18 protein-coding genes are annotated in these 18,302 nt (G+C 71.5%); 8 read left to right on the top strand and 10 right to left on the bottom strand.

Features of this window, described 5'->3' with window-relative positions:
* Positions 1-4 precede the first annotated feature (4 nt).
* Entirely contained in the window at positions 5-508 is a 504-nt protein-coding gene (locus tag ABEA67_RS03365) for a hypothetical protein (protein WP_345460855.1), read from the top strand.
* Here ABEA67_RS03365 and ABEA67_RS03370 read toward each other — a convergent pair.
* From ABEA67_RS03370 to metG, 5 genes are all read right to left on the bottom strand, one after another.
* A complete protein-coding gene (locus tag ABEA67_RS03370) occupies positions 483-1,337 on the bottom strand; it encodes a DMT family transporter (RefSeq protein ID WP_345460858.1) in 855 nt (284 codons plus the stop codon). The genes ABEA67_RS03365 and ABEA67_RS03370 overlap by 26 nt on opposite strands.
* Complete coding sequence (locus tag ABEA67_RS03375) at positions 1,338-2,075, bottom strand: glucodextranase DOMON-like domain-containing protein (protein ID WP_345460861.1); 738 nt, start codon at positions 2,073-2,075, stop codon at positions 1,338-1,340. It abuts the gene before it with no gap.
* Positions 2,076-2,192: 117 nt separating this feature from the next.
* On the bottom strand, positions 2,193-3,518 hold the full coding sequence (locus ABEA67_RS03380; RefSeq protein WP_345460864.1) for a gluconeogenesis factor YvcK family protein: 1,326 nt from the start codon (positions 3,516-3,518) through the stop codon (positions 2,193-2,195).
* Positions 3,515-4,372, bottom strand: coding sequence for an RNase adapter RapZ (rapZ, locus tag ABEA67_RS03385; protein WP_345460867.1), 858 nt, complete (start codon positions 4,370-4,372; stop codon positions 3,515-3,517). The genes ABEA67_RS03380 and rapZ overlap by 4 nt, the downstream gene beginning before the upstream one ends.
* 111 nt (positions 4,373-4,483) lie before the next feature.
* On the bottom strand, positions 4,484-6,526 hold the full coding sequence (gene metG / locus ABEA67_RS03390; RefSeq protein ID WP_345460870.1) for a methionine--tRNA ligase: 2,043 nt from the start codon (positions 6,524-6,526) through the stop codon (positions 4,484-4,486).
* A gap of 408 nt (positions 6,527-6,934) precedes the next feature.
* Between metG and ABEA67_RS03395 the strand changes: the two genes are divergently transcribed.
* The gene (locus tag ABEA67_RS03395; RefSeq protein WP_345460873.1) at positions 6,935-7,657 is read left to right on the top strand and encodes an SDR family oxidoreductase; all 723 of its coding nucleotides are present in this window, start codon (positions 6,935-6,937) and stop codon (positions 7,655-7,657) included.
* An 85-nt stretch (positions 7,658-7,742) separates the two neighbouring features.
* Positions 7,743-9,083 carry a nucleotidyltransferase family protein gene (locus tag ABEA67_RS03400; RefSeq protein ID WP_345460876.1) on the top strand — a complete coding sequence of 447 codons (1,341 nt, stop codon included), beginning with the start codon at positions 7,743-7,745 and terminating at the stop codon, positions 9,081-9,083.
* On the opposite strand, the gene ABEA67_RS03405 is transcribed toward ABEA67_RS03400, so the two are convergent.
* Together ABEA67_RS03405 and ABEA67_RS03410 are read right to left on the bottom strand one after the other, a co-directional pair.
* Positions 9,037-9,951: a phosphoenolpyruvate carboxykinase (ATP) gene (locus ABEA67_RS03405; RefSeq protein WP_345460879.1), complete on the bottom strand. Its 915-nt coding sequence runs from the start codon at positions 9,949-9,951 to the stop codon at positions 9,037-9,039. The two genes, ABEA67_RS03400 and ABEA67_RS03405, sit on opposite strands and share 47 nt — an antisense overlap.
* The gene (locus tag ABEA67_RS03410) at positions 9,948-10,199 is read right to left on the bottom strand and encodes a PqqD family protein (RefSeq protein WP_345460882.1); all 252 of its coding nucleotides are present in this window, start codon (positions 10,197-10,199) and stop codon (positions 9,948-9,950) included. Before ABEA67_RS03410 ends, ABEA67_RS03405 begins: the two co-directional genes overlap by 4 nt.
* Positions 10,200-10,380: 181 nt before the next feature.
* Here ABEA67_RS03410 and ABEA67_RS03415 point away from each other — a divergent pair, with 181 nt between their 5' ends.
* The 5 genes from ABEA67_RS03415 to ABEA67_RS03435 all read left to right on the top strand — a co-directional run bounded on the left by ABEA67_RS03415 (position 10,381) and on the right by ABEA67_RS03435 (position 16,166).
* Positions 10,381-10,575: a hypothetical protein gene (locus ABEA67_RS03415; RefSeq protein ID WP_345460885.1), complete on the top strand. Its 195-nt coding sequence runs from the start codon at positions 10,381-10,383 to the stop codon at positions 10,573-10,575.
* A gap of 13 nt (positions 10,576-10,588) precedes the next feature.
* Entirely contained in the window at positions 10,589-14,068 is a 3,480-nt protein-coding gene (locus ABEA67_RS03420; RefSeq protein WP_345460888.1) for an ExeM/NucH family extracellular endonuclease, read from the top strand.
* Positions 14,069-14,146: 78 nt separating this feature from the next.
* Positions 14,147-14,491, top strand: coding sequence for an inorganic diphosphatase (locus ABEA67_RS03425; protein ID WP_345460891.1), 345 nt, complete (start codon positions 14,147-14,149; stop codon positions 14,489-14,491).
* Positions 14,492-14,500: 9 nt separating this feature from the next.
* On the top strand, positions 14,501-15,193 hold the full coding sequence (locus tag ABEA67_RS03430; protein WP_345460894.1) for an SDR family oxidoreductase: 693 nt from the start codon (positions 14,501-14,503) through the stop codon (positions 15,191-15,193).
* Positions 15,194-15,203: 10 nt separating this feature from the next.
* A complete protein-coding gene (locus tag ABEA67_RS03435; protein WP_345460897.1) occupies positions 15,204-16,166 on the top strand; it encodes an NAD(P)/FAD-dependent oxidoreductase in 963 nt (320 codons plus the stop codon).
* A gap of 25 nt (positions 16,167-16,191) precedes the next feature.
* Here ABEA67_RS03435 and trpD read toward each other — a convergent pair whose 3' ends face one another.
* Genes trpD through ABEA67_RS03450 form a run of 3 tightly spaced genes read right to left on the bottom strand, consistent with a single transcriptional unit; the run spans position 16,192 to position 18,289 of the window.
* On the bottom strand, positions 16,192-17,262 hold the full coding sequence (trpD, locus tag ABEA67_RS03440; RefSeq protein WP_345460899.1) for an anthranilate phosphoribosyltransferase: 1,071 nt from the start codon (positions 17,260-17,262) through the stop codon (positions 16,192-16,194).
* Positions 17,259-17,912, bottom strand: coding sequence for an anthranilate synthase component II (locus ABEA67_RS03445; RefSeq protein ID WP_345460901.1), 654 nt, complete (start codon positions 17,910-17,912; stop codon positions 17,259-17,261). The genes trpD and ABEA67_RS03445 overlap by 4 nt, the downstream gene beginning before the upstream one ends.
* Positions 17,909-18,289 carry a four helix bundle protein gene (locus ABEA67_RS03450; RefSeq protein WP_345460904.1) on the bottom strand — a complete coding sequence of 127 codons (381 nt, stop codon included), beginning with the start codon at positions 18,287-18,289 and terminating at the stop codon, positions 17,909-17,911. The genes ABEA67_RS03445 and ABEA67_RS03450 overlap by 4 nt, the downstream gene beginning before the upstream one ends.
* Between the last annotated feature and the right edge of the window lie 13 nt (positions 18,290-18,302).

An 18,302-nucleotide genomic window follows, 5' to 3' on the forward strand; every position in this document is an offset into this window, starting at 1 on the left:
GTGGTTGGTCCTGCTGCTCAGCGTGGGCTTTCCCGTGTGGGCGTTCGCGCACTCCTCGTTCGGTCTTCCGGGGAAGTGGCTGGGGAGTCTGGGAAGCGTTCTGCTGGGCCTGTGGGTGATGCGGCGGACCCGGCACCGCCCCTTGCTGGCGGCGAGTGCCGTGCTGGTTTCGGCGCAGGCGGTCTCGCTCGCCCTCTGGGTCGGGGGCGGGCTGCTGTGGTTCAACCCGGCGGACGGCCTGCCGCGTCTGGTCCGGCGTCTGGACGCGGTGCAGCTTCAGGGCCGCTGGCAGCGGGCGGACGGCCAGGTCTACCTCCTGAGTGGGCGGCGTCTGTGCGCCGTGCAGGAACCCGTGTTCTGCTTCGAGCTGAAGGACGACGGGGGCGGCCTGGCCCTGCCGCTCGACGACATGTGGCTGGGGCTGCGGGCCTACCGGCTGTGGAACACCGAGTATTTGCGTGCGGACCTCTTCGGGCTGAACTTTACCCGTCCCGCCCCCCCACGCTGAGCAGCAGCGCTGCCCCAACCACCAGCGCCGCCCCCAGCAGCGCGGTGGGGGAGAGGCGCTCCCCGAACAGCAGGGCGGCCAGGCCCGCCGCCACCACCGGCTCCAGGCTGGCAATCACGCTGGCGCGGGTGGCGGGCAGCCGCTTCAGGCCCGCGCTGTAGGCGAGGTAGGCCAGGTAGGTACTCAGCACCGCGATGCCCACCAGGCTCCCCCACGCGGCGGTCGTCTTGGCGCTGAAGCTCACGAAGGGCAGCAGCCCCAGTGCCCCCACCGGCAGCGCGACGGCGTAGAGGGCGGTGGGCGCGTAGCGCGCGAAGAAGGTCTTGCCGTACAGGTAGTACAGGCTGTAGGTGAATCCGGCGGTTAGGCCCCAGCCCAGTGCCGCCACCGTCACGTTCACGCCCTGGCCCCCGCCCAGGCTGATGAGGGCGATGCCCCCCAGGGTTCCGGCAACCGCCAGCCCCTCGCGCACGCCCAGCCGCTCGCGCAGCAGCGCCCAGCCCAGCAGCGCCACGAAGGCCGGCGCGGTGTACAGCAGCACGCTGGCGAGGCTCGCGCCGCCCGCCCGCACCGCCAGTTGGTAGGCCCCGTAAAAGACGCTGACGCCCACCACGCCAAAGGCCACCGTCAGCCACAGGTCACGCCCGCGGGGCAGGGGCGCACGGGTCAGGGCGGCGTGCAGCGCGAACAGGCCCCCGCCCAGCGCCGCCCGCCAGAAGGCCACCTCCAGCGGCCCCACACCGGCCGCCTGCGCGTTCTTGCCCAGGATGCCCAGCAGGCCCCACAGCACGGCGGCCAGCAGAATCAGCAGGGGGGCGGGCACCCTCACTCAGTCGCCCCGCCGCCACACCCGCACGGTGGCCGCCACCACCAGCAGCAGGCCCAGCCCCCCCAGTCCCACCAGCACCAGCGTGCGCGTGTCGCGCGTGCGGCCGACCGGGGCGAGCGTGCCTTGCGTGTAGGGGGCGGGGTCGCCGGAGGGCGACAGCACATCCACCGGCACCGGCGCGTCGGCGCGGCCTGCCTGGAGGGCGGTGGGGCCGGGCGTGGTCACGGGCCGCAGCACCCCGTCGGGCGTGAGGGGCGAGTACACGCTGCTGGTGACCCAGTAGGCGTACTCACCGGGGGGAACCGCCGCGTCTATCACCAGGCTGGTCCCCTCTACCCGCATGGTGGGGTCGGGTAGGCGGACGGGTGCGCCCCCGCCTTCCGGCACCCGCTCCAGCGTGCTGCCCGAACCCGTCACGCGCAGGTGGTATTCCCAGCCGCCGCCCGTGGTGTTCAACCGCAGCCCGTCCAGCGTGCGCTGCCCCCCCAGTCCGCCCCCCACGAAAATGTCCGTCACGCCTGCCGAGAAGCCGCCCGGCGCACCCCAGGGATTCTCGATGCGGCCCAGCCCCACCACGAAGCGCATCCCGCCCCCCTGCGGCCTGGCCTGGAAGGAGCGCAGGTCCAGCGCGTCGGCGCTCATGGCCGGGCGGGTGGGCAGGATGTAGCCGCCGTCTCCGCGCGCGTCCCCCGCAGGATCGGAAAAGGACAGGAGCGCGGCGGTGAGAAGCGTCAGCACGCGCGCCAGCATAGCGGCTGACTGCCGGGGGGTGAACAGGGGAGGGGGAGGGGCCAGCTTCCGGCGGCTGTGAGCAGAGGGCGCAACCTCACCCCCGCTCGCTCACCCCTTACTCGCTCATGCCGCCGAGCGGGTGCGCGCAATCAGCGAGAGCAGGGCCTGGGCCAGGGCCGCCGGGTCGTGGCGGGCGATGTCGCCGGGCTGGAGGAGGGGGGCACTGCGGACCCGCCCGCGCAGGTCGCGGCTGGCCCCTTGCAGGTTCAGCACCTGCGCGCCTTCCAGGGCGTAGCGGGCCTGCACGCGGGGCGGCACAGGCGTGCTGTTGAGCAGCACCCAGTCGGGGGCGCGGCCCAGGTGGGTGGTGATGGCGGTCACGTGGTCTTCCAGGCTCAGGCCGGTGGTCTCGCCGGGTTCGGTCATCAGGCTGGCGACATAGACGAGCGGCACGCCCGAGTCGCGGACCGCCTGCGCGATACCCGGCACCAGCAGCGCGGGGAGGATGCTGGTAAACAGGCTGCCCGGCCCCAGCACAATCAGTTCGGCGTCCCGCAGGGCGTCGAGCACGGCAGGCAGGGCGGGGAGGTCCGGCGGTTCCAGCCGCACGTCCTGGACGCGGGCGGTGCCCACCTGCTGCGCCAGTCCGCTCTCGCCGCGCACCTCGCGCCCGTCCGAGAGCCGCGCGACCAGGGTGGCGGGCATGGTGGTGGCCGGAAAGACCTGCCCGCGCACCCGCAGTACCTCGTGCACGTCACGCATCGCGCCTTGCAGGCCGCCCTGTTCCTCGCTGAGGGTGGCGAGCAGCAGGTTGCCGAAGGTGTGGCCCTCCAGCCCCTCGCCGCGCCCGAAACGGTGCAGCAGCAGCCGGGCGAGCACCGGGCTGTCCGAGAGGGCCGCGTAGCAGTCGGTGAGGTCGCCGGGCGCGATCATGTCCAGCGATTCGCGCAGCCGCCCGCTGGAGCCGCCGTCGTCCGCGACGGTCACGACGGCGGTGATGTTGCCGGTGTGCGCCTTCAGCCCCGAGAGCAGGTTCGATAGGCCGGTGCCGCCCCCCACCGCCACGATGCGCGGCCCGCGCGACAGGGCGCGGTGGGAATAGATCAGGTCCACCGCCGTTTCCGGGGCCGTGCCGGTCGAGCGCAGCAGCGAGCGGTTCAGCATCACGATGCTCAGGAACGCCCCCGCCAGCGAGAGCGCCATCACGGCCATGCCCGCCGCGTACAGCGGCAGGAAGTTGCTGCCCGTCAGCGCATTGAGCCACAGAATCCAGCGGGTCGCCACGAAATGCAGCGGTCCCGTCCAGGTGAAGTGCAGAAACCCCACCGCGCCCACGAAGGTGCAGACGATGAACAGCAGCAGCCAGCGCTTCACGCCCATGCCCGGCGTGAGCCACATCCTGGCCCGGCGGCGTGCCCGCGCGGCCTCGCTGCGGGGCAGCTCGCTCATCCGCCCGCCTCCAGCGGCCCGTCGCCGGGTGGAATGTCGCGGTGGTCGGTGATCTGTGCCCCCAGGTCGGCCAGGTCCTGCGCCAGCCGGGCCGCGACGGCCACCGAGCGGTGCTGCCCGCCCGTGCAGCCAATCGCCACCGTGTAGCCCCGCCGCCCCGAGTCCCGCGCGCGCCCCGCCGCCGACCGCACGAAATCGCGCACCTCCCCGTAGAACCGCTCCGAGGCCCCGTCCTGAAAGACGTAGCGGGCCACGTCGGCCTCCAGCCCGGTGCGGGGGCGCAGCGCCGGGTCGTAGTAGGGGTTGGGCAGCGAGCGCACGTCGATCACCAGATCCGCGTCGCGCGGGGGGGCGTGCTTGAAGCCGAAGCTCAGCAGCCGCAGGTGAAAGTCCTGCTCCAGCCGCAGCGTCTGAAGCACCTTCTGCGAGAGGTCCGCCGCGCTGAGGTTCGTCGTGTCGATCACGATGTCGGCCAGCGCCCGCAGCGGGGCCAGCAGCTCGCGCTCGCGCACGAAGTCCACCAGCAGCGTCTCGCCCAGCGGATGCTCGCGCCGCGTCAGGTTGTAGCGCCGCAGCAGCACCTCCGAGTCGGCCTCCAGAAACAGCACCCGCAGGTCCTCGCGGCGGCGCGAGAGCCGCACGTAGCTGTCTTCCAGCGCCCCCAGAAAGTCCCGCGTGCGCGCGTCGGTGCTGACCGCCACCCGCTCCAGTCCGCGCGCCTGCGCCAGGTCGTGCATCGCGCCCCACAGCTCCGGCGGCAGGTTGTCGGTGGTAAAGAAGCCCGCGTCCTCCAGCGTGCGCAGCACGGTACTCTTTCCACTCCCCGACAGGCCCGAGACGATGACGAACGGCATGGGGGCAGTGTAGCGGGAGGGGCGGGGGGAGGCGGGACGCAGGAGGCAGTACGCAGGACGCGGTACGCGGGAAAGGCGCTGCCCCACCGCGTACCGCGCACCACGTCCCGCTTACCTCACCTTCGTGCCGCTGGGCAGCTCCAGCCGCGTCCCCACTAGGTCGAGGTTGCCCTGGTCGTCCTCGGCGGCCAGAATCATGCCCTGGGACTCGATGCCGCGCAGCTTCGCGGGCTTGAGGTTCGCCACCAGCACCACCTTGCGGCCCACCAGGTCCTCGGGCGCGAACCACTTGCGGATGCCGCTCACCACCGTGCGCGTCTCGTCACCCAGCCGCACCGTGAGTTTCAGCAGCTTGTCGGCCTTTTCCACTGCCTCGGCGGCGACCACTTCCGCGATGCGGAGGTCCAGGCGGGCAAAGTCGTCGATGGAGATCAGCGGCTCGGCGGCGGCGGGGGTGGCCGTGGGGGTGGGTGCGGGCTGCTGTCCGGCGGGCTTGACGTCGGGAGTCTGTGTTTCTGGAGTCTGTGTCATGACTTTCTTCTCTTTTCTGGGGGTGGGTCTGGGACTTTCGGTGGCCTCTTTCGGCTCCGGTTTGGGCCATTCCGGTTTGGGGAAGAGGACCGGGCCGCCCACCACGTGCGTTCCGGCGGGCGTGAGGCCCCAGGCCCCGGTCAGGCTGTACGACTGCCTGCCCAGGCCAAGCTGCGCGCGCAGTTCGCGGGCCTTGCCGGGAATCACGGCCTCCAGCGCCACACTCGCTACGCGCAGGCCCTCGGCGGCGGTGTACAGCACCGTATCCAGCCGCCGCGCCGTCTCCTCAGACTTGGCGAGGTTCCAGGGCTGGCTCTCCGCGATGTAGCGGTTCAGGTCGCGCACGAAGTTCATGGCCTCCTCGATCGCCATGTTCACCTTCAGGTCACGCGCCAGCCGCAGCACCTCGCCGGGAAGGGCCAGCGCCGCGGCCTCGATCTCGCGTTCGCGCTCGCCCACCTCCAGCGCCTGCGGCAGCACGCCGCCCCGGTACTTCTGGATCATGCTGACCGTGCGCGAGAGCAGGTTGCCCAGGTCGTTCGCCAGGTCGGAGTTCAGGCGCGACACCAGAATCCCCTCGCCGTAGGGGCTGTCGGCGCTCAGGCTGGCCTCGCGCAGCAGCGTGTAGCGGATGGCGTCTGCGGGGTACTCGCGCACGAGTTGCTCGGGGTCGATGGCGTTGCCGAGGCTCTTGCCCATCTTGCGCCCGTCCTCCGCGAGGATGTGGCTGTGGACCACCAGCTTGCGGTAGACCGGCAGCCCCGCCGCCCGGAGCATGGTCGGCCAGAACACCGCGTGCGGCTTGAGGATGTCCTTGCCGATCACGTGCCACGCCAGACCGATGATGTCCTCGTCCATGCCGCGGCTGACGGGGGCCGACACATAGTTCAGCAGCGCGTCGAACCACACGTAGGTCACATGGTCGGGGTCCCAGGGCAGCTCGATGCCCCACGGCACGCGCGATTTGGGGCGGCTGATGCTCAGCGGCCCGATCGGTTCGCGCAGCATCTCCAGCACCTCGTTGCGGTATCCGGCGGGCTGGATGAAGTCGGGATTGTTCTGGATGTGCTCCAGCAGCCAGGTCTGGTACTTCTCCATGTTGAAGAAGTAGTTGGCCTCGCGGCGCAGTTCGGGCGGGTCCTTGTCGCCGGGAAAGCGGCGGATGCCGTCCGGCCCCTCGACCAGTTCCTTCTCGGTGACGTAGCGTTCCGCGCCGACCGAGTACAGGCCCTCGTACTCCGCGAAGTAGATGTCGCCCGCGTCGTACACGCGCTGGAGAATCTCGGTCACGAAGCGCTTGTGGCGGCCCTCCGTCGTACGGATAAAGTCGTCGTAGCTGATTTCCAGCCGGTCCCACAGGCTTCTGAAAGCGTTGTCGCTGAGATTGTCCGCAAAGGCTTGCGGCGTCACACCCTCCTGCGCGGCGAGCTTCACGATACGCTCGCCATGCTCGTCCGTCCCGGTCAGGAAGGTCACGTCATACCCGGCGAGGCGGTGATAGCGCGCGAGCGCGTCGGCCAGCACTTTCTCGTACACGTGCCCGGCATGGGGTGGTCCGGTCAAGTAGTCAATCGCGGTCGTGATAAAGAACCTGTTCTGTTCGGCTTCAGCCTGTTTCGTCATGCGCGGCCCCCCGCCCGGCCGGTCCCTGATGAGAGGAACGCCGGGCAACTTCCCAAAGATACGGAAAAAATCATCTGCCCCTCAAAAGCACCTGAGACAAGCGGGGCGGGGTGCCCTGCCTCCGCACACCCCGCCCCGCCCCAGCCGCTCAGGCGCGCTGGGGCATTCGCATGGTCACGGCAGCGGTGACGGTCATATTCCGAGTATACGGGCTGATAAGGATTCCGGTTGAGCAGTTATGCAATAACTGCGAAACCCGACTGGAAGGACTCGCAGAGCTGCGTAGCAGAGAAGGAAAAGGACGGATTCCAGAATGGAGCTAGCCTTCGGCGCTTTCCCGAAGGATAACGGCTGGGGCCGGAATCCGTATGACCGGGTGGCCGGGAGAGGGCCTGCTACCCTGCCCCCATGACAGCGACAGGACAGGACACCCCGCTGGCCGGACGGGTCGTCGCCGTGACCGGGGCCAGCAAGGGCATCGGCTGGGCGGTGACGCAGGCGCTGACCGCACGGGGGGCGCGTGTGATCGCGGGCGCGCGTGACGTGAGCGGCCTCAGCCTGGACGGCGCAGAGTTTCACCCCCTGGACGTGACCGACGAGGCGAGCGTGGCCGCCTTCGCGGGAGCGGCGGTGCGGGCCGGGGTGGCCGCCCTGGTGAACAACGCGGGGGTCGGCTCCTTCCAGCCCATCGAGGAGATCACGCTGGCCGAGTATCACCGCGTGATGGACACCAACGTGCTGGGCACGCTGCTGGTCACGCGCGCCCTGATTGGGCACTTCCGCGAGCGGCACGCGCGGGGCGGGGGGTCGCAGGTGGTCAACGTCACCAGCGACGTGTCGGCCCGGACCTTTGCGAACGGCGCACTCTACACCGCCAGCAAGTACGCGCAGCGGGCGCTGACGCAGGCGCTCGCCGCCGAGGGCCAGGGCTACGGCCTGCGCGTGACCGAGATTCGCCCCGGCATGGTGGACACCTTCTTCGCGGGCAGCGTGCAGGGGGCCGAACACAAGGCCGAGTGGCTGCGCCCCGCCGACGTGGCCGACGCCGTGCTGTACGCCCTGACCGCGCCCCCGCACGCCCGCATCGACGAGGTGCTGCTGCACCCGGTCGTGCAGGAGGTGGCGTTCTGAGGCGCGTTGCGAAACATACCGAAGCTGTGAAGATGGCGGCTCCTCTGAAAAAACGCCAGAGGAGCAGGAATTGGAGCCGTTCGGGATGACCCAGCCGTCCGCCTTCCCCGACCCGGTGGTCCTCGTGCGCGCGCTGACCACCGACCCGCCGCAGGTGGGGCCGGAGGACGTGCCGCACCTCCTCGCGGCGGGCCTGGCGGGGGAGGTGCGGGGGCGGCTGCCGGAGGGCGACCCCCTGCGCGGCGCGCTGCGGGCGGGGCCGCTGGCGCTGGGCACTCGTCACGCCCGGCTTCGCGCCGAGCTGCGGCCCCTGCTGGCGGCCTGGGCGGAGGCGGGAATTGGGGCCCTGCTGTTCAAGGGCTTCGCGCTGGCCGAGTTCGAGTACATGACCCCCGGCGAACGCTTCTACGGCGACGTGGACGTGCTGCTGCCCGCCGACCCCGCTGCCGTCACGCGGGCAGTGCACCTGGCCCTGGCGCGCGGCTGGCGCAGCGACGGGCAACACGCCTTTCCGGAGCGCTGGACCCACGAGAGCGCCCACCTGTACAGCCCCGGCGGGCACCTCCGGCTCGACGTTCACCGCTTCGTGGTGGGCTGGACGGCGGGCAGTCAGGCGCGGGTGCGTGCCCTCACACGGGCGGTGTGGGCGGCGGCGCGGCGGGTGGACTGGGAGGGTGTGCCGATCTGGCGGCCCGACCCCCGCGACGCCCTGGTGGTGAATTTGGCCGCGGGCCGCCAGTGGGGGGGCGACCAGGGCGGCCTCAAACCCGCCGATTACGCGGATATGCGGCGCTTGCTGCGACACCCTGACCTCACGGCAGAGGCGCTGGCCGCCCGCGCGCGTGAGCTGGGGGCCGTCCACACCTGGGCCGCCTTCCGGCAGGTGTGCGACCCGGAGCGGGGGCACTTCGCGCTGGGGGAACCCGCAACCCGGCCCGCGCTGCTGCACGCGGTGCGGCGCGACGGCCTGCGACCCGGTCGGCTGCGCTGGCACAACCGCTGGCGGGTGCTGCGCCGTCTCTGGCGCTGGTTGCCCGCCCTGCTGCCCGACGTGCTGGCGGCCGCGTGGGCCGTTCGCGTGGGCGGGGACCCCCGCCACCACCTCGCGCGCTGGACGCCGCCGGGGCCGGGCCGTTCTCTGCCGCTGGCGACGATGGAGGACGTGGTGGAGGGCGTAACCTGGCTCACCCGGCGCTTCTACCCCCGGCAGTCGCAGGTGGGGACCTGCGTGCCGCGCGCCTACGCCACCTACCGCGCGCTGCGTCGCCTGGGGCATCTCGCCGTGTTCGTGAGTGGGGTGGCGCGCGGCCCGGCGGGTGTCCAGGGCCACGCCTGGATCGAGGACCCACACGGCATCCCCGAGGTCTACGGCGAACCCCTCAACCGCCAGCGCTTCCCGGAAGTGTTCCGGTTTCCGGGGGGCTGAGGGCCAGCCGCGCCTGCGCCGCCTCCACCACGTTCTCCCGCGTCACGCCCTGCACCCGCAGGCGGGGCAGCAGCGCCTGGACCCCCCCGGCCGCCGCCTGCCGGGCCGCCGGGGTGAGCGGCACGCCCGTCGCCTCCCATACGGCCCGCACCCGCGCCGCTGCGTCCGGCTGCGGGGGCAGGCCGAAGACCAGCAGCGTGTCCAGCGTGGTCCGGCCCCCCGGCCGGGTCAGGGGCAGCCGGAGCTTGCCGTGCGCGTCCCGGCCCGCGGCCCGCGTCAGCAGGTGCGGCGCGAACCGCCTCACGCTGTCCTCGAAGGCGCGCAGGTGCGTGTCGAGGCCCACGGTCAGGCCGTTCGTGGGCCGCACCCAGGCCTGATCCTCGGCCAGAACCGTGGCCCCTGCCCCGGCCAGCCGCAGGGCCGCCGTGCTCTTGCCCGCGCCGCTGGCCCCGGTCACGGCGACCCCCTGCCCTGACGGCACGGTCAGCACCGCCGCATGCAGCGGCAGCCAGCCCCCGGCCCGGTGCGCCTCCACAAAGGCCAGCACCCAGGCCGCCTCGGTGGGTCGCGCCCCCGCCGTCAGCACCGCGCCCGCGTCCGTCAGGGCCAGGTGCAATTCTCCCTCGCCCAGCCAGGCCTGGTTTCCGGCCAGCCATACGGGCAGCGTTTCGCCAGAGACGGGAACGGCGAGCGGGGCCATGTCCGGCGGGGGAGGAAGGGTGCCCCGCACAATGCGAATCCGCCGCGTCGCCGCGCCTCCGGCCGGCTGGCCCCAGCGGGTCCGGAGCGCCTCCCAGGTGGCCGGGTCCAGGCCAGCGCCGTCCACCTGGGCCTCCAGGCTGAGGAAGGGGGCCAGGTCCCGCGTCACGCCCGGCGCACCACACCCCGCGCCGCAAGGTCCGCGAGGAGCGCCCCGGCATCGGCCTCGGCGCGGGGCAGCTCCACGTCGAAGGCGCGGGCCAGGGCGGCGGCCACGTCCTGCGGGCGGCCGGGCAGGGCCTGCCAGACCACCCGCCCCGGCCCGTTCAGGCTGAACATCAGGCCGCGCGCGGCGTGCATCAGGATCAGTTCGTCGCCCAGGTCGGTCACCAGCACGTCGGGGTCGGCTTCCCACATGCGGCCAGGGTAGCGCGGCGCTGGCCCTTGCCCCGGCACAGCCCGGCTACCACGGCCCCTCTTACCGGGGTGTCACACCTGTAAAAAACTTGACATCCAGCCCTTATACTCGGTTCATCAAGGCGAGCAGTGTGGCCCCCGGTGAGGGGTGATTTCGCCTGATGTCCCCAAGGAGAAAAAGATGTCGCATTCCCCTCTGCCTGAATCCCCGCAGCCGGATATCCAATCTGCTGCCCCGGCCCCGCTGCGTGCGCCCTATACCCCTCCCCGCGTGCAGGACCTGGGAGCCTGGGAAGCCGTCACCCTGGCCTACAGCCTGCCGATCGGTCCCGGCGGCTACCTGCGGCCCGGCCAGTTCGACGACTCCCTCTTCTGAACCCAGGAGTGATATGACCCATCCCAAACGCCTGTTGCTGGTGGGCCTGCTGGCCCTGGCCGCCTGTGGGCAGACCCCCCAGACCGGTAGCCTCCCCACCAATCCTTCCAACCCCACCGCCCCTGCGGCCCCGACCCGCGCGCCCCTGCGCGGTCTGGGCGTCTACGAACTCAGCGTGACCGGGGCCACCACCGCCAGCCCCACCGCCAGCGTGCGCCCGGCGGGCGGCCTGAGTGGCCAGGCCCAGGAGGTCGGCGGCCTGACCTTCGAGCCGCTGTCCTTCGGCACCTTCACCGACGAGCAGAACCGGGTCCGCTACCTGCGCGCCACCTTCCGGGTGACCAACGGCTCGGGCCAGGCCCTGACCGCGCCCGCCTACATTCCCATCGACACCGAGGGGACGAACGCGACGGAGGGGACCACCCCCTTCCGCGACGTGCGTTACTTCGACGGCTCGGACGCCTCGGCACGGGCGCAGGACCTGCGGGTGGATACGCCCCGGCGGCTGAACTCGTCCACCGGGACCATCGAGGCCGATCCGGACGCCACGCCGCTGGTCCCGAACCTGAATACCGGCGACCTCCAGGTGCCCCTGCCCGCGGGGCAGCAGCTCGCGGGCGTGGCGCACCAGGGCTGGCAGGCGGGTGCGGTCACGGCGGGCGGCAGCCAGGTCGTCACCTTTGCCACCCGGATTCCGATGGCGGCCTCCTCCGCGCAGGACCCCTTCGCGTTCCGCATCGTGTTCAGCGTGGCGGACAACCCCGGCACCCTGAACCTGACCAACATCGCGGCGGTGCAGGGCAGTACGCCCAGCGGCGACGCCCCCGTGGCTGTGACGACCGCGCAGACGGTCGAGGGTGTGGTGACCTCGGTCCACACCGCCAACACGGCCGGGAGCCTCAAGGGTTTCTTCCTCCAGGAGGAGGGAATTGACGCCGACGGTGACGCGACCACCAGCGACGGCATCTTCGTGTACTGCAATACCGACTGCCCTGCCGTCACGGCAGGCGACCGCGTGCGGGTGCTCGGCACGCCCACCGAGTTCGGCACGGCCTCGCAGCTCGTGACGAGCAGCGCCAGCGTGACGCGGCTCTCGACCGGTCAGGCCCTGCCCCCCGCGCAGACCGTCAGCCTGCCCCTGCCGGTGAGCGAGCGCGAACGCTACGAGGGCATGCGGCTGACCCTCAGCGGCGTGGTGACCAACAACTCCCCGCTGGGCCGCGGCGCGAGCTTCGACATCGCCGACGCCCGGATTCCCACCTACACCCAGGTGAACCGGCCCAGCGCGGCCGGGCTGGCCGCCTACACGGCGCAGGTGGCCGACCGCACCTTCCGCATCGACGACGGCAGCCGGATGCAGAACCCCGACCCGGTGATCTTTGCGCGCAACGGGCAGCCCCTCAGCGCCAGCAACACGCTGCGCGGCGGCGACCGGGTGCAGGTCACGGGCGTGGTGGGCTACGGCGACGACGGCTGGACCGGCATCGGCAGCGTGGTCACCTACCGCCTCCAGGCCAGCAGCGCCGCCATCACCGGCGACCCGCGCCCCGCCAGCCCCGATGTGGGCGGCACCCTGCGGCTGGGCAGCATGAACGTGCTGAACTTCTTCACGACCATCGACGGGAGCAGCAACGACTGCACGGCGGGCGGCACCGGAACGTCGGGCACGACCACGGGCCTGGAACCGCGCGGCGCGAACACCTGCAACGAGTTCCTGCGCCAGCGCGCCAAGACCGTGCAGGCCATCCGGGGGCTGAACCCCGACGTGCTGGGCATTCTGGAGATGGAAAACGACTTCGTGCGCGGGGCCGGTTCCTCCATCGCCAACCTGGTCAGCGCCCTCAACGACCCGAATACCGGGGGCACGCCCGGCCGCTTCGCCTACGTCGATCCGGGCCGGAACGTGGGCAGCGATGCCATCAGCGTCGCCATGATCTACCAGCCGGGGCGCGTGACCCAGGTGGGCAACCTGGCGATCCTGGACAAGACCTTCGACGCGAGCTACCTCGACTGCAACCGGCCCACGATGGCGCAGACCTTCCAGAGCAACGTGGGCGGCGGGCGCGTAACCGTGTTCATGGCCCACCTCAAGAGCAAGGGCAGTGCCTGCAATGGCGACGGCGATCAGAAGGACGGCCAGGGGGCCAGCAACGCCACCCGCACCGCCGCCGCGAAGGTGCTGACCCGCTGGATGGCGACCAACCCCACCGGCGTGCAGGAAGACGACCGGGTGCTGTTCGGGGACCTGAACGCCTACCGTATGGAGGATCCCATCCTGGCCCTGCTGCGCGGCGCGGACGATACGGCGGGCACCCCCGACGACCTGGTCAGCGAGTTCGGCCCCGAGAGCTACTCCTATCAGTTCGACGGTCAGTGGGGCAGCCTCGACCACGCCATCGCCAGCCCCAGCCTGCACACGCAGGTCACGGGCGCGGCCAAGTGGCACATCAACGCCGACGAACCCACCGTGCTGGACTACAACACCGAGTTCAAGAGCGCCGGGCAACTGGGCAGCCTCTACGCCCCCGACCCCTTCCGCAGCAGCGACCACGATCCGGTGCTGATCGGCGTGAACCTGACCGCGCAGACGCCCATCCAGCCCCCGGCCGCCACGCCCACGGTCGCCATGACGCCGGACACGGCCAACCTGACCGCCACGGTCGGCGGCCCCAGCGTCAGCCAGAGCTTCAGCGCCACGGGCACCCATACCACCGGCGACCTGACCGTGACCGTCACGCCGCAAAACGGCGCACCCAGCCTCGCCACCGCGCCCGCCACGGTGAGCAGCGGCGCAGCCTTCAACGTGACCGTGACGGCTCCCGCAGGCACCGCCCCCGGCACCTACACCTACGAGGTGAAGGCGGCCAGCAGCGGCGCGAGCGACACCAGCACGCTGACGGTGACGGTCCAGGCTCCCGCTTCCGGCCCGGCCTTCGGGAACCTCGTGATCAGCCAGGTGTACGGCGGCGGGGGTAACAACGGTGCGCCCTACCGCAGCGACTTCGTGGAGCTGTTCAACCGGGGCACCCAGCCGATCAGCACCGCCGGGCTGAGCCTGCAATACACCTCGGCGACGGGGACCTTCAGCGCCAACAACCCGGCTCCCTTTGCCCTCCCCGCAGCGACGATCCAGCCCGGGCGGTACTACCTGGTCAAGATGGCGGATGGTGCCAACGCCGCCGCGGCCGCCCTGCCCACGCCCGACGCGGCCGGCACCTTCGCCATGAGCGGTACCGCCGGAAAAATCGCGCTGGTGAACAATGCGGATGTCATCACGAGTGCCGCCGACGCCGACGTGATCGACTTCGTGGGCTTCGGGACGGCCAACGAGCGCGAAGGAGCAGCGACCGCCCCGGCTCCCTCGAACAGCACGTCGGACCTCCGCAAGCTCAGCGGCTGCCAGGACACCAACCAGAACGGGGACGACTTCACCACCGGTGCGCCCGCCCCCCGCAACAGCGCCAGCCCGGTGAACGCCTGCAACGTCCCCTGAGCTGAACCCTCCGCCCTTCCTCCCGCCGGCCCGCCCCGTGGCCCCGGCGGGTTTTTCTGTGGCCTCTATCCTCTCCCCATGAAGCCCGACCTCACGCCCTGGCTGGGGCAGACCGTGCGCGTGGTGGTGGACCGCCCGCTGGGCACCCCTCACCCCCGCTGGCCGGACCTCGTGTACCCCGTCAACTATGGCGAGTTGCCCGGCACCCGGAGTGGCGACGGTCGGCCCATCGACGCCTACCTGCTGGGCTGGGACCGGCCGGTGCGGGAGGCGCAGGGCGTAGTCACGGCGCTCATCGTCCGCGAGGACGACGCGGAAGACAAGCTGGTGGTGGTGCCAGCGGGGACGGGGTGGTCCGGCGGGGAAATCATGAAGGCTGTCTGGTTTCAGGAGCAGTACTTCCGCGTGCGGCTGGTGCGCTAGCGTCACGGCATGACGGATTCGGACAGACCCGTGACCCTGATCACCGGGGCGACGGGCGGCATTGGCGCGGCGCTCGCACGCGCACTGGCGGGCACACACGACCTGATTCTTCAGGGGCGGGACGGGGAGCGGCTCGCGGCCCTCTGCACGGAGGTGGGCGCGGCGGCGCTGCCGCTGGACCTGACCCGGCCGGAAACCTTTGGGGCGGCCCTCGCGGGTCTGGGCCGCGTGACGAACGTGGTGCAGAACGCGGGCGTGGCCGACCTGGGCGCGGTGGCCGACCAGCCGCCCGAGGTCTGGACGCACACCCTCGCCGTGAATGTCGTCGCCCCCGCCGCCCTGACGCGCCTGCTGCTGCCGCGCGTGCGGGAGGAGCGGGGCAGCGTCGTCTTCATCAACAGCGGGGCGGGCCTGCGGGCCAATCCGGGCTGGGCCAGCTACGCCGCCAGCAAGTTTGCCCTCCGGGCACTGGCCGACGCCCTGCGCGAGGAGGAGGCCCCGCAGGGCGTGCGCGTGACCAGCGTCTACCCGGGCCGCACCGCCACGCCGATGCAGCAAAAGGTGCGGGCGCAGGAGGGCGGCGCGTACGACCCGGAAGCCTATGTCACCCCGGAGACGGTGGCCGCGACCGTGCGCTTCGTGCTGGAGGCTCCCCGTGACGCGACCCTGCCGGACGTCAGCGTGCGCCCCGGTCCCCGTTAGGATGCCCCCTATGGAGAATTACGACGCGGTCATCATCGGCGCTGGCCCGGCGGGGCTGAATGCCGCGCTGGTGCTGGGGGGGGCGCGGCGGCGGGTGCTGCTGCTGGACGGCGGGCCGCCCCGCAACGTGCGCGCCACCGCCGCCCACGGGGTCTTTACCCGCGACGGCACACCAGCGGTCACTCTCAAGACCCTGGGCCTGGACGACCTCGCGCCGTACCCGGTCACGGTGCTGCCGCTCGTGGCCCGCGAGGCCCGCGCGCTGGAAGAAGGCTTCGCGGTGCGCCACGACGGCGGCTGGGTGGGTGCCCGGCGGCTGCTGTTCGCCAGCGGGGTGCGCGACGTGCTGCCCAACATTCCCGGCCTGCGCGCCCGCTGGGGCCGCACCGTCCACCACTGCCCCTACTGCGACGGCTGGGAAAACCGCGAGGCGGCACTCGCCGTGCTGGGGTCCCATCAGGAAGGGCACCACCTGGCGCTGAGCGTGCGGGCCTGGTCCAGCAACGTGGTCCTGCTGACCGACGGCCCCGACGAACTGACGGACGAGCAGCGCCGCGACCTGGCGCGGGTGGGCGTGCCCGTCTACACCACGCCCATCCTGCGCCTGGGCGGAAGCGACACCGTGCAGGTGAAGTTCCGGGATGGCGAGCGGGTCACGCTCGACGCCATCTTCCTGAACCCCACCCAGCAGCAGAACAGCACGCTGCCCGCCTCCCTGGGGTGCGAACTCAACGAGAAAAGCCGCGTGGTCGTCAACGAGAACGGCATGACCAGCGTGCGCGGCGTGTGGGCGGCGGGCGACATGACCGGCGCGCCGCAATACGTGATGAGCGCGGCCTCCAGCGGCATGACCGCCGCCGTATCGCTGAACACCACCCTAATTCACGAGAACGTGCGCCGGCTGGGGGCCGCCTTCCACAAGTCCCCGGACGGGGAGGGGGGGCAGCCCCCCAGCGGCGGCGAGGCGTCCTGACCTGCCCAGGGCGGGCGGTCTGTGGTCAGCCCCCTGCCCTCTGCGTATGCGCCGCATACCTGCGCAGCAGCTCCCAGCCCGCCCCGCTCGCCATCACCTCGCGGGCCTGGGCGACGCCCGCCGCGATGCTGGCGGCCTGGCCCGCCGTGCGCAGGGCCGCTCCGGCATTCAGTGCCACGATGTCCCGCTGGGCTGGGGTGCCGCCGCCGGTCAGCAGGGCGCGGGTGATCTCGGCGTTCTCGGCGGGGCTGCCGCCCACGATGGCCTCCCTGGGGTGCAGGCTCACGCCCACGTCCTCGGGGTGCAGGGTGCGGTCGATCACCTCGCCGTCCCGCAGGCCGGTCACGGTGTTCTCGCCGCAGACGGTGAACTCGTCCAGACCGCTGCCGTACACGACCGTCGCCCCCCGCGTGCCCAGCAGGCGCAGCACCTCCGCGAGCATTCGCGTCAACTCGGGCCGGTAGACCCCCACCACCAGATGTGACGCCCCGGCGGGGTTGGCGAGCGGCCCCAGGATGTTGAACACCGTGCGGGCGGCGAGGTCGGCGCGGACGGGGGCCGCGTGGCGCAGGGCGGGGTGGTAGTTGCGCGCGAACATGAACCCGATGCCCAGCTCGTTCACGCCGTCGGCCACCACCTGCGGCGGGGCGTCGAGGTTCACGCCCAGCGCTTCCAGCACGTCGGCACTCCCGGCCCGGCTGCTCGCGGCGCGGTTGCCGTGCTTTGCGACCGGCACCCCCGCCGCCGCCACCACAAAGGCGGTCGTGGTGCTGATGTTGAAGGTATGGGCACCGTCGCCGCCCGTGCCCACCACGTCGAGCAGCACGTCGCGCGGGGCCACCTCCACCCGCACCGCGTTCTCGCGCATGGCCCGCGCGAAGCCCGCGATCTCCTCCGGTGTCTCGCCGCGCACGCGCAGGGCCGCCAGCGCCGCCGCGAGGCGCACGCCGCTCACGTTGCCCTCCATCACCTCGCGCATAAAGGCCGCGGCCTCCGCCTGGGTCAATCGGTCGCCGTTCATCAGGCGGACATGCAGCAGGCGGCCATCGGGGGAAGCGGAAGCGGTCCCGGAAGAGGAAGACGAGGAAAGGGTCATGCGTGGGCCTCCTTCTGCCCCTGATAATCGCGCACCACGTTCAGAAAGTTACGCAGCATCGCCAGGCCGTCCTGGGTGGCGACGCTCTCGGGGTGGAACTGCACGCCGTACACCGGATACTCGCGGTGGCGCAGGGCCATCAGCACCTCCTCCTGTGGGTCGCTCGTCCAGGCCACCGGCACGAGTTCGGGCGGCAGGTCACGCACCAGCAGCGAGTGGTAGCGCGTGACCCGCACCCCGTCCCCCAGCCCCGCGAACAGGCCCGAGCCGTCATGCCGCAGCGCGCTCGTCTTGCCGTGAACCGGTTGCAGGGCACGCTCGACCCGCGCCCCGAACGCCTCCCCGATGCTCTGGTGGCCCAGGCACACCCCCAGCGTCGGATACGTCGGCCCCAGCTCGCGGACGACCTCCACACTCAGGCCCGCCTCGCGCGGCGTGCAGGGACCGGGCGACACGACGATAGCGTCGGGGTTCAGCGCTCGCACCTCGTCCAGCGTGAAGGCGTCGTTGCGCCAGACCGTCAAATCACACCCCAGCTCACCGAGGTACTGGACGAGGTTGTAGGTGAAGGAGTCGTAGTTGTCGATCAGGAGGATGTGGGGGGCGGTACGCGGTGCGCGGTGCGCGGTTGGGGCGGCAAGGTCGGTCATCTTCTGGACTCCTGATATTGAATGAAACGGCTCAAGCGGCGGTTCAATTGTTCCAGTTGGGTCAGCAGCGGCGACGTTGCAGCAGCCTCTGCAAGTGCGAGACGTTCGCTTAAGGCAAGCAGGGTATGCAGTTCGTAGGCGGAGCCGAGCGCGATACGGGTGAACCTTGCCATCTCGGCAGGAGAACCCCGGCCCACACCCTCGGCAAGATTGGCAGGGATAGAGACGGCGGCCCTTCTGGCCTGCGAGGTCAGACCATAAATCTCTGCTTTCGGCCACATGGACGTCAGCCGATAAACACCTTCCACCAGCGCCATCCCTTCCTGCCAGACCTCCAGCGAGGCAACTTTACGCGGCCCACCTTCTTCACCGCGCACCGCGTACCGCCTC

Source organism: Deinococcus carri (genome assembly GCF_039545055.1).
GTDB lineage: Bacteria > Deinococcota > Deinococci > Deinococcales > Deinococcaceae > Deinococcus > Deinococcus carri.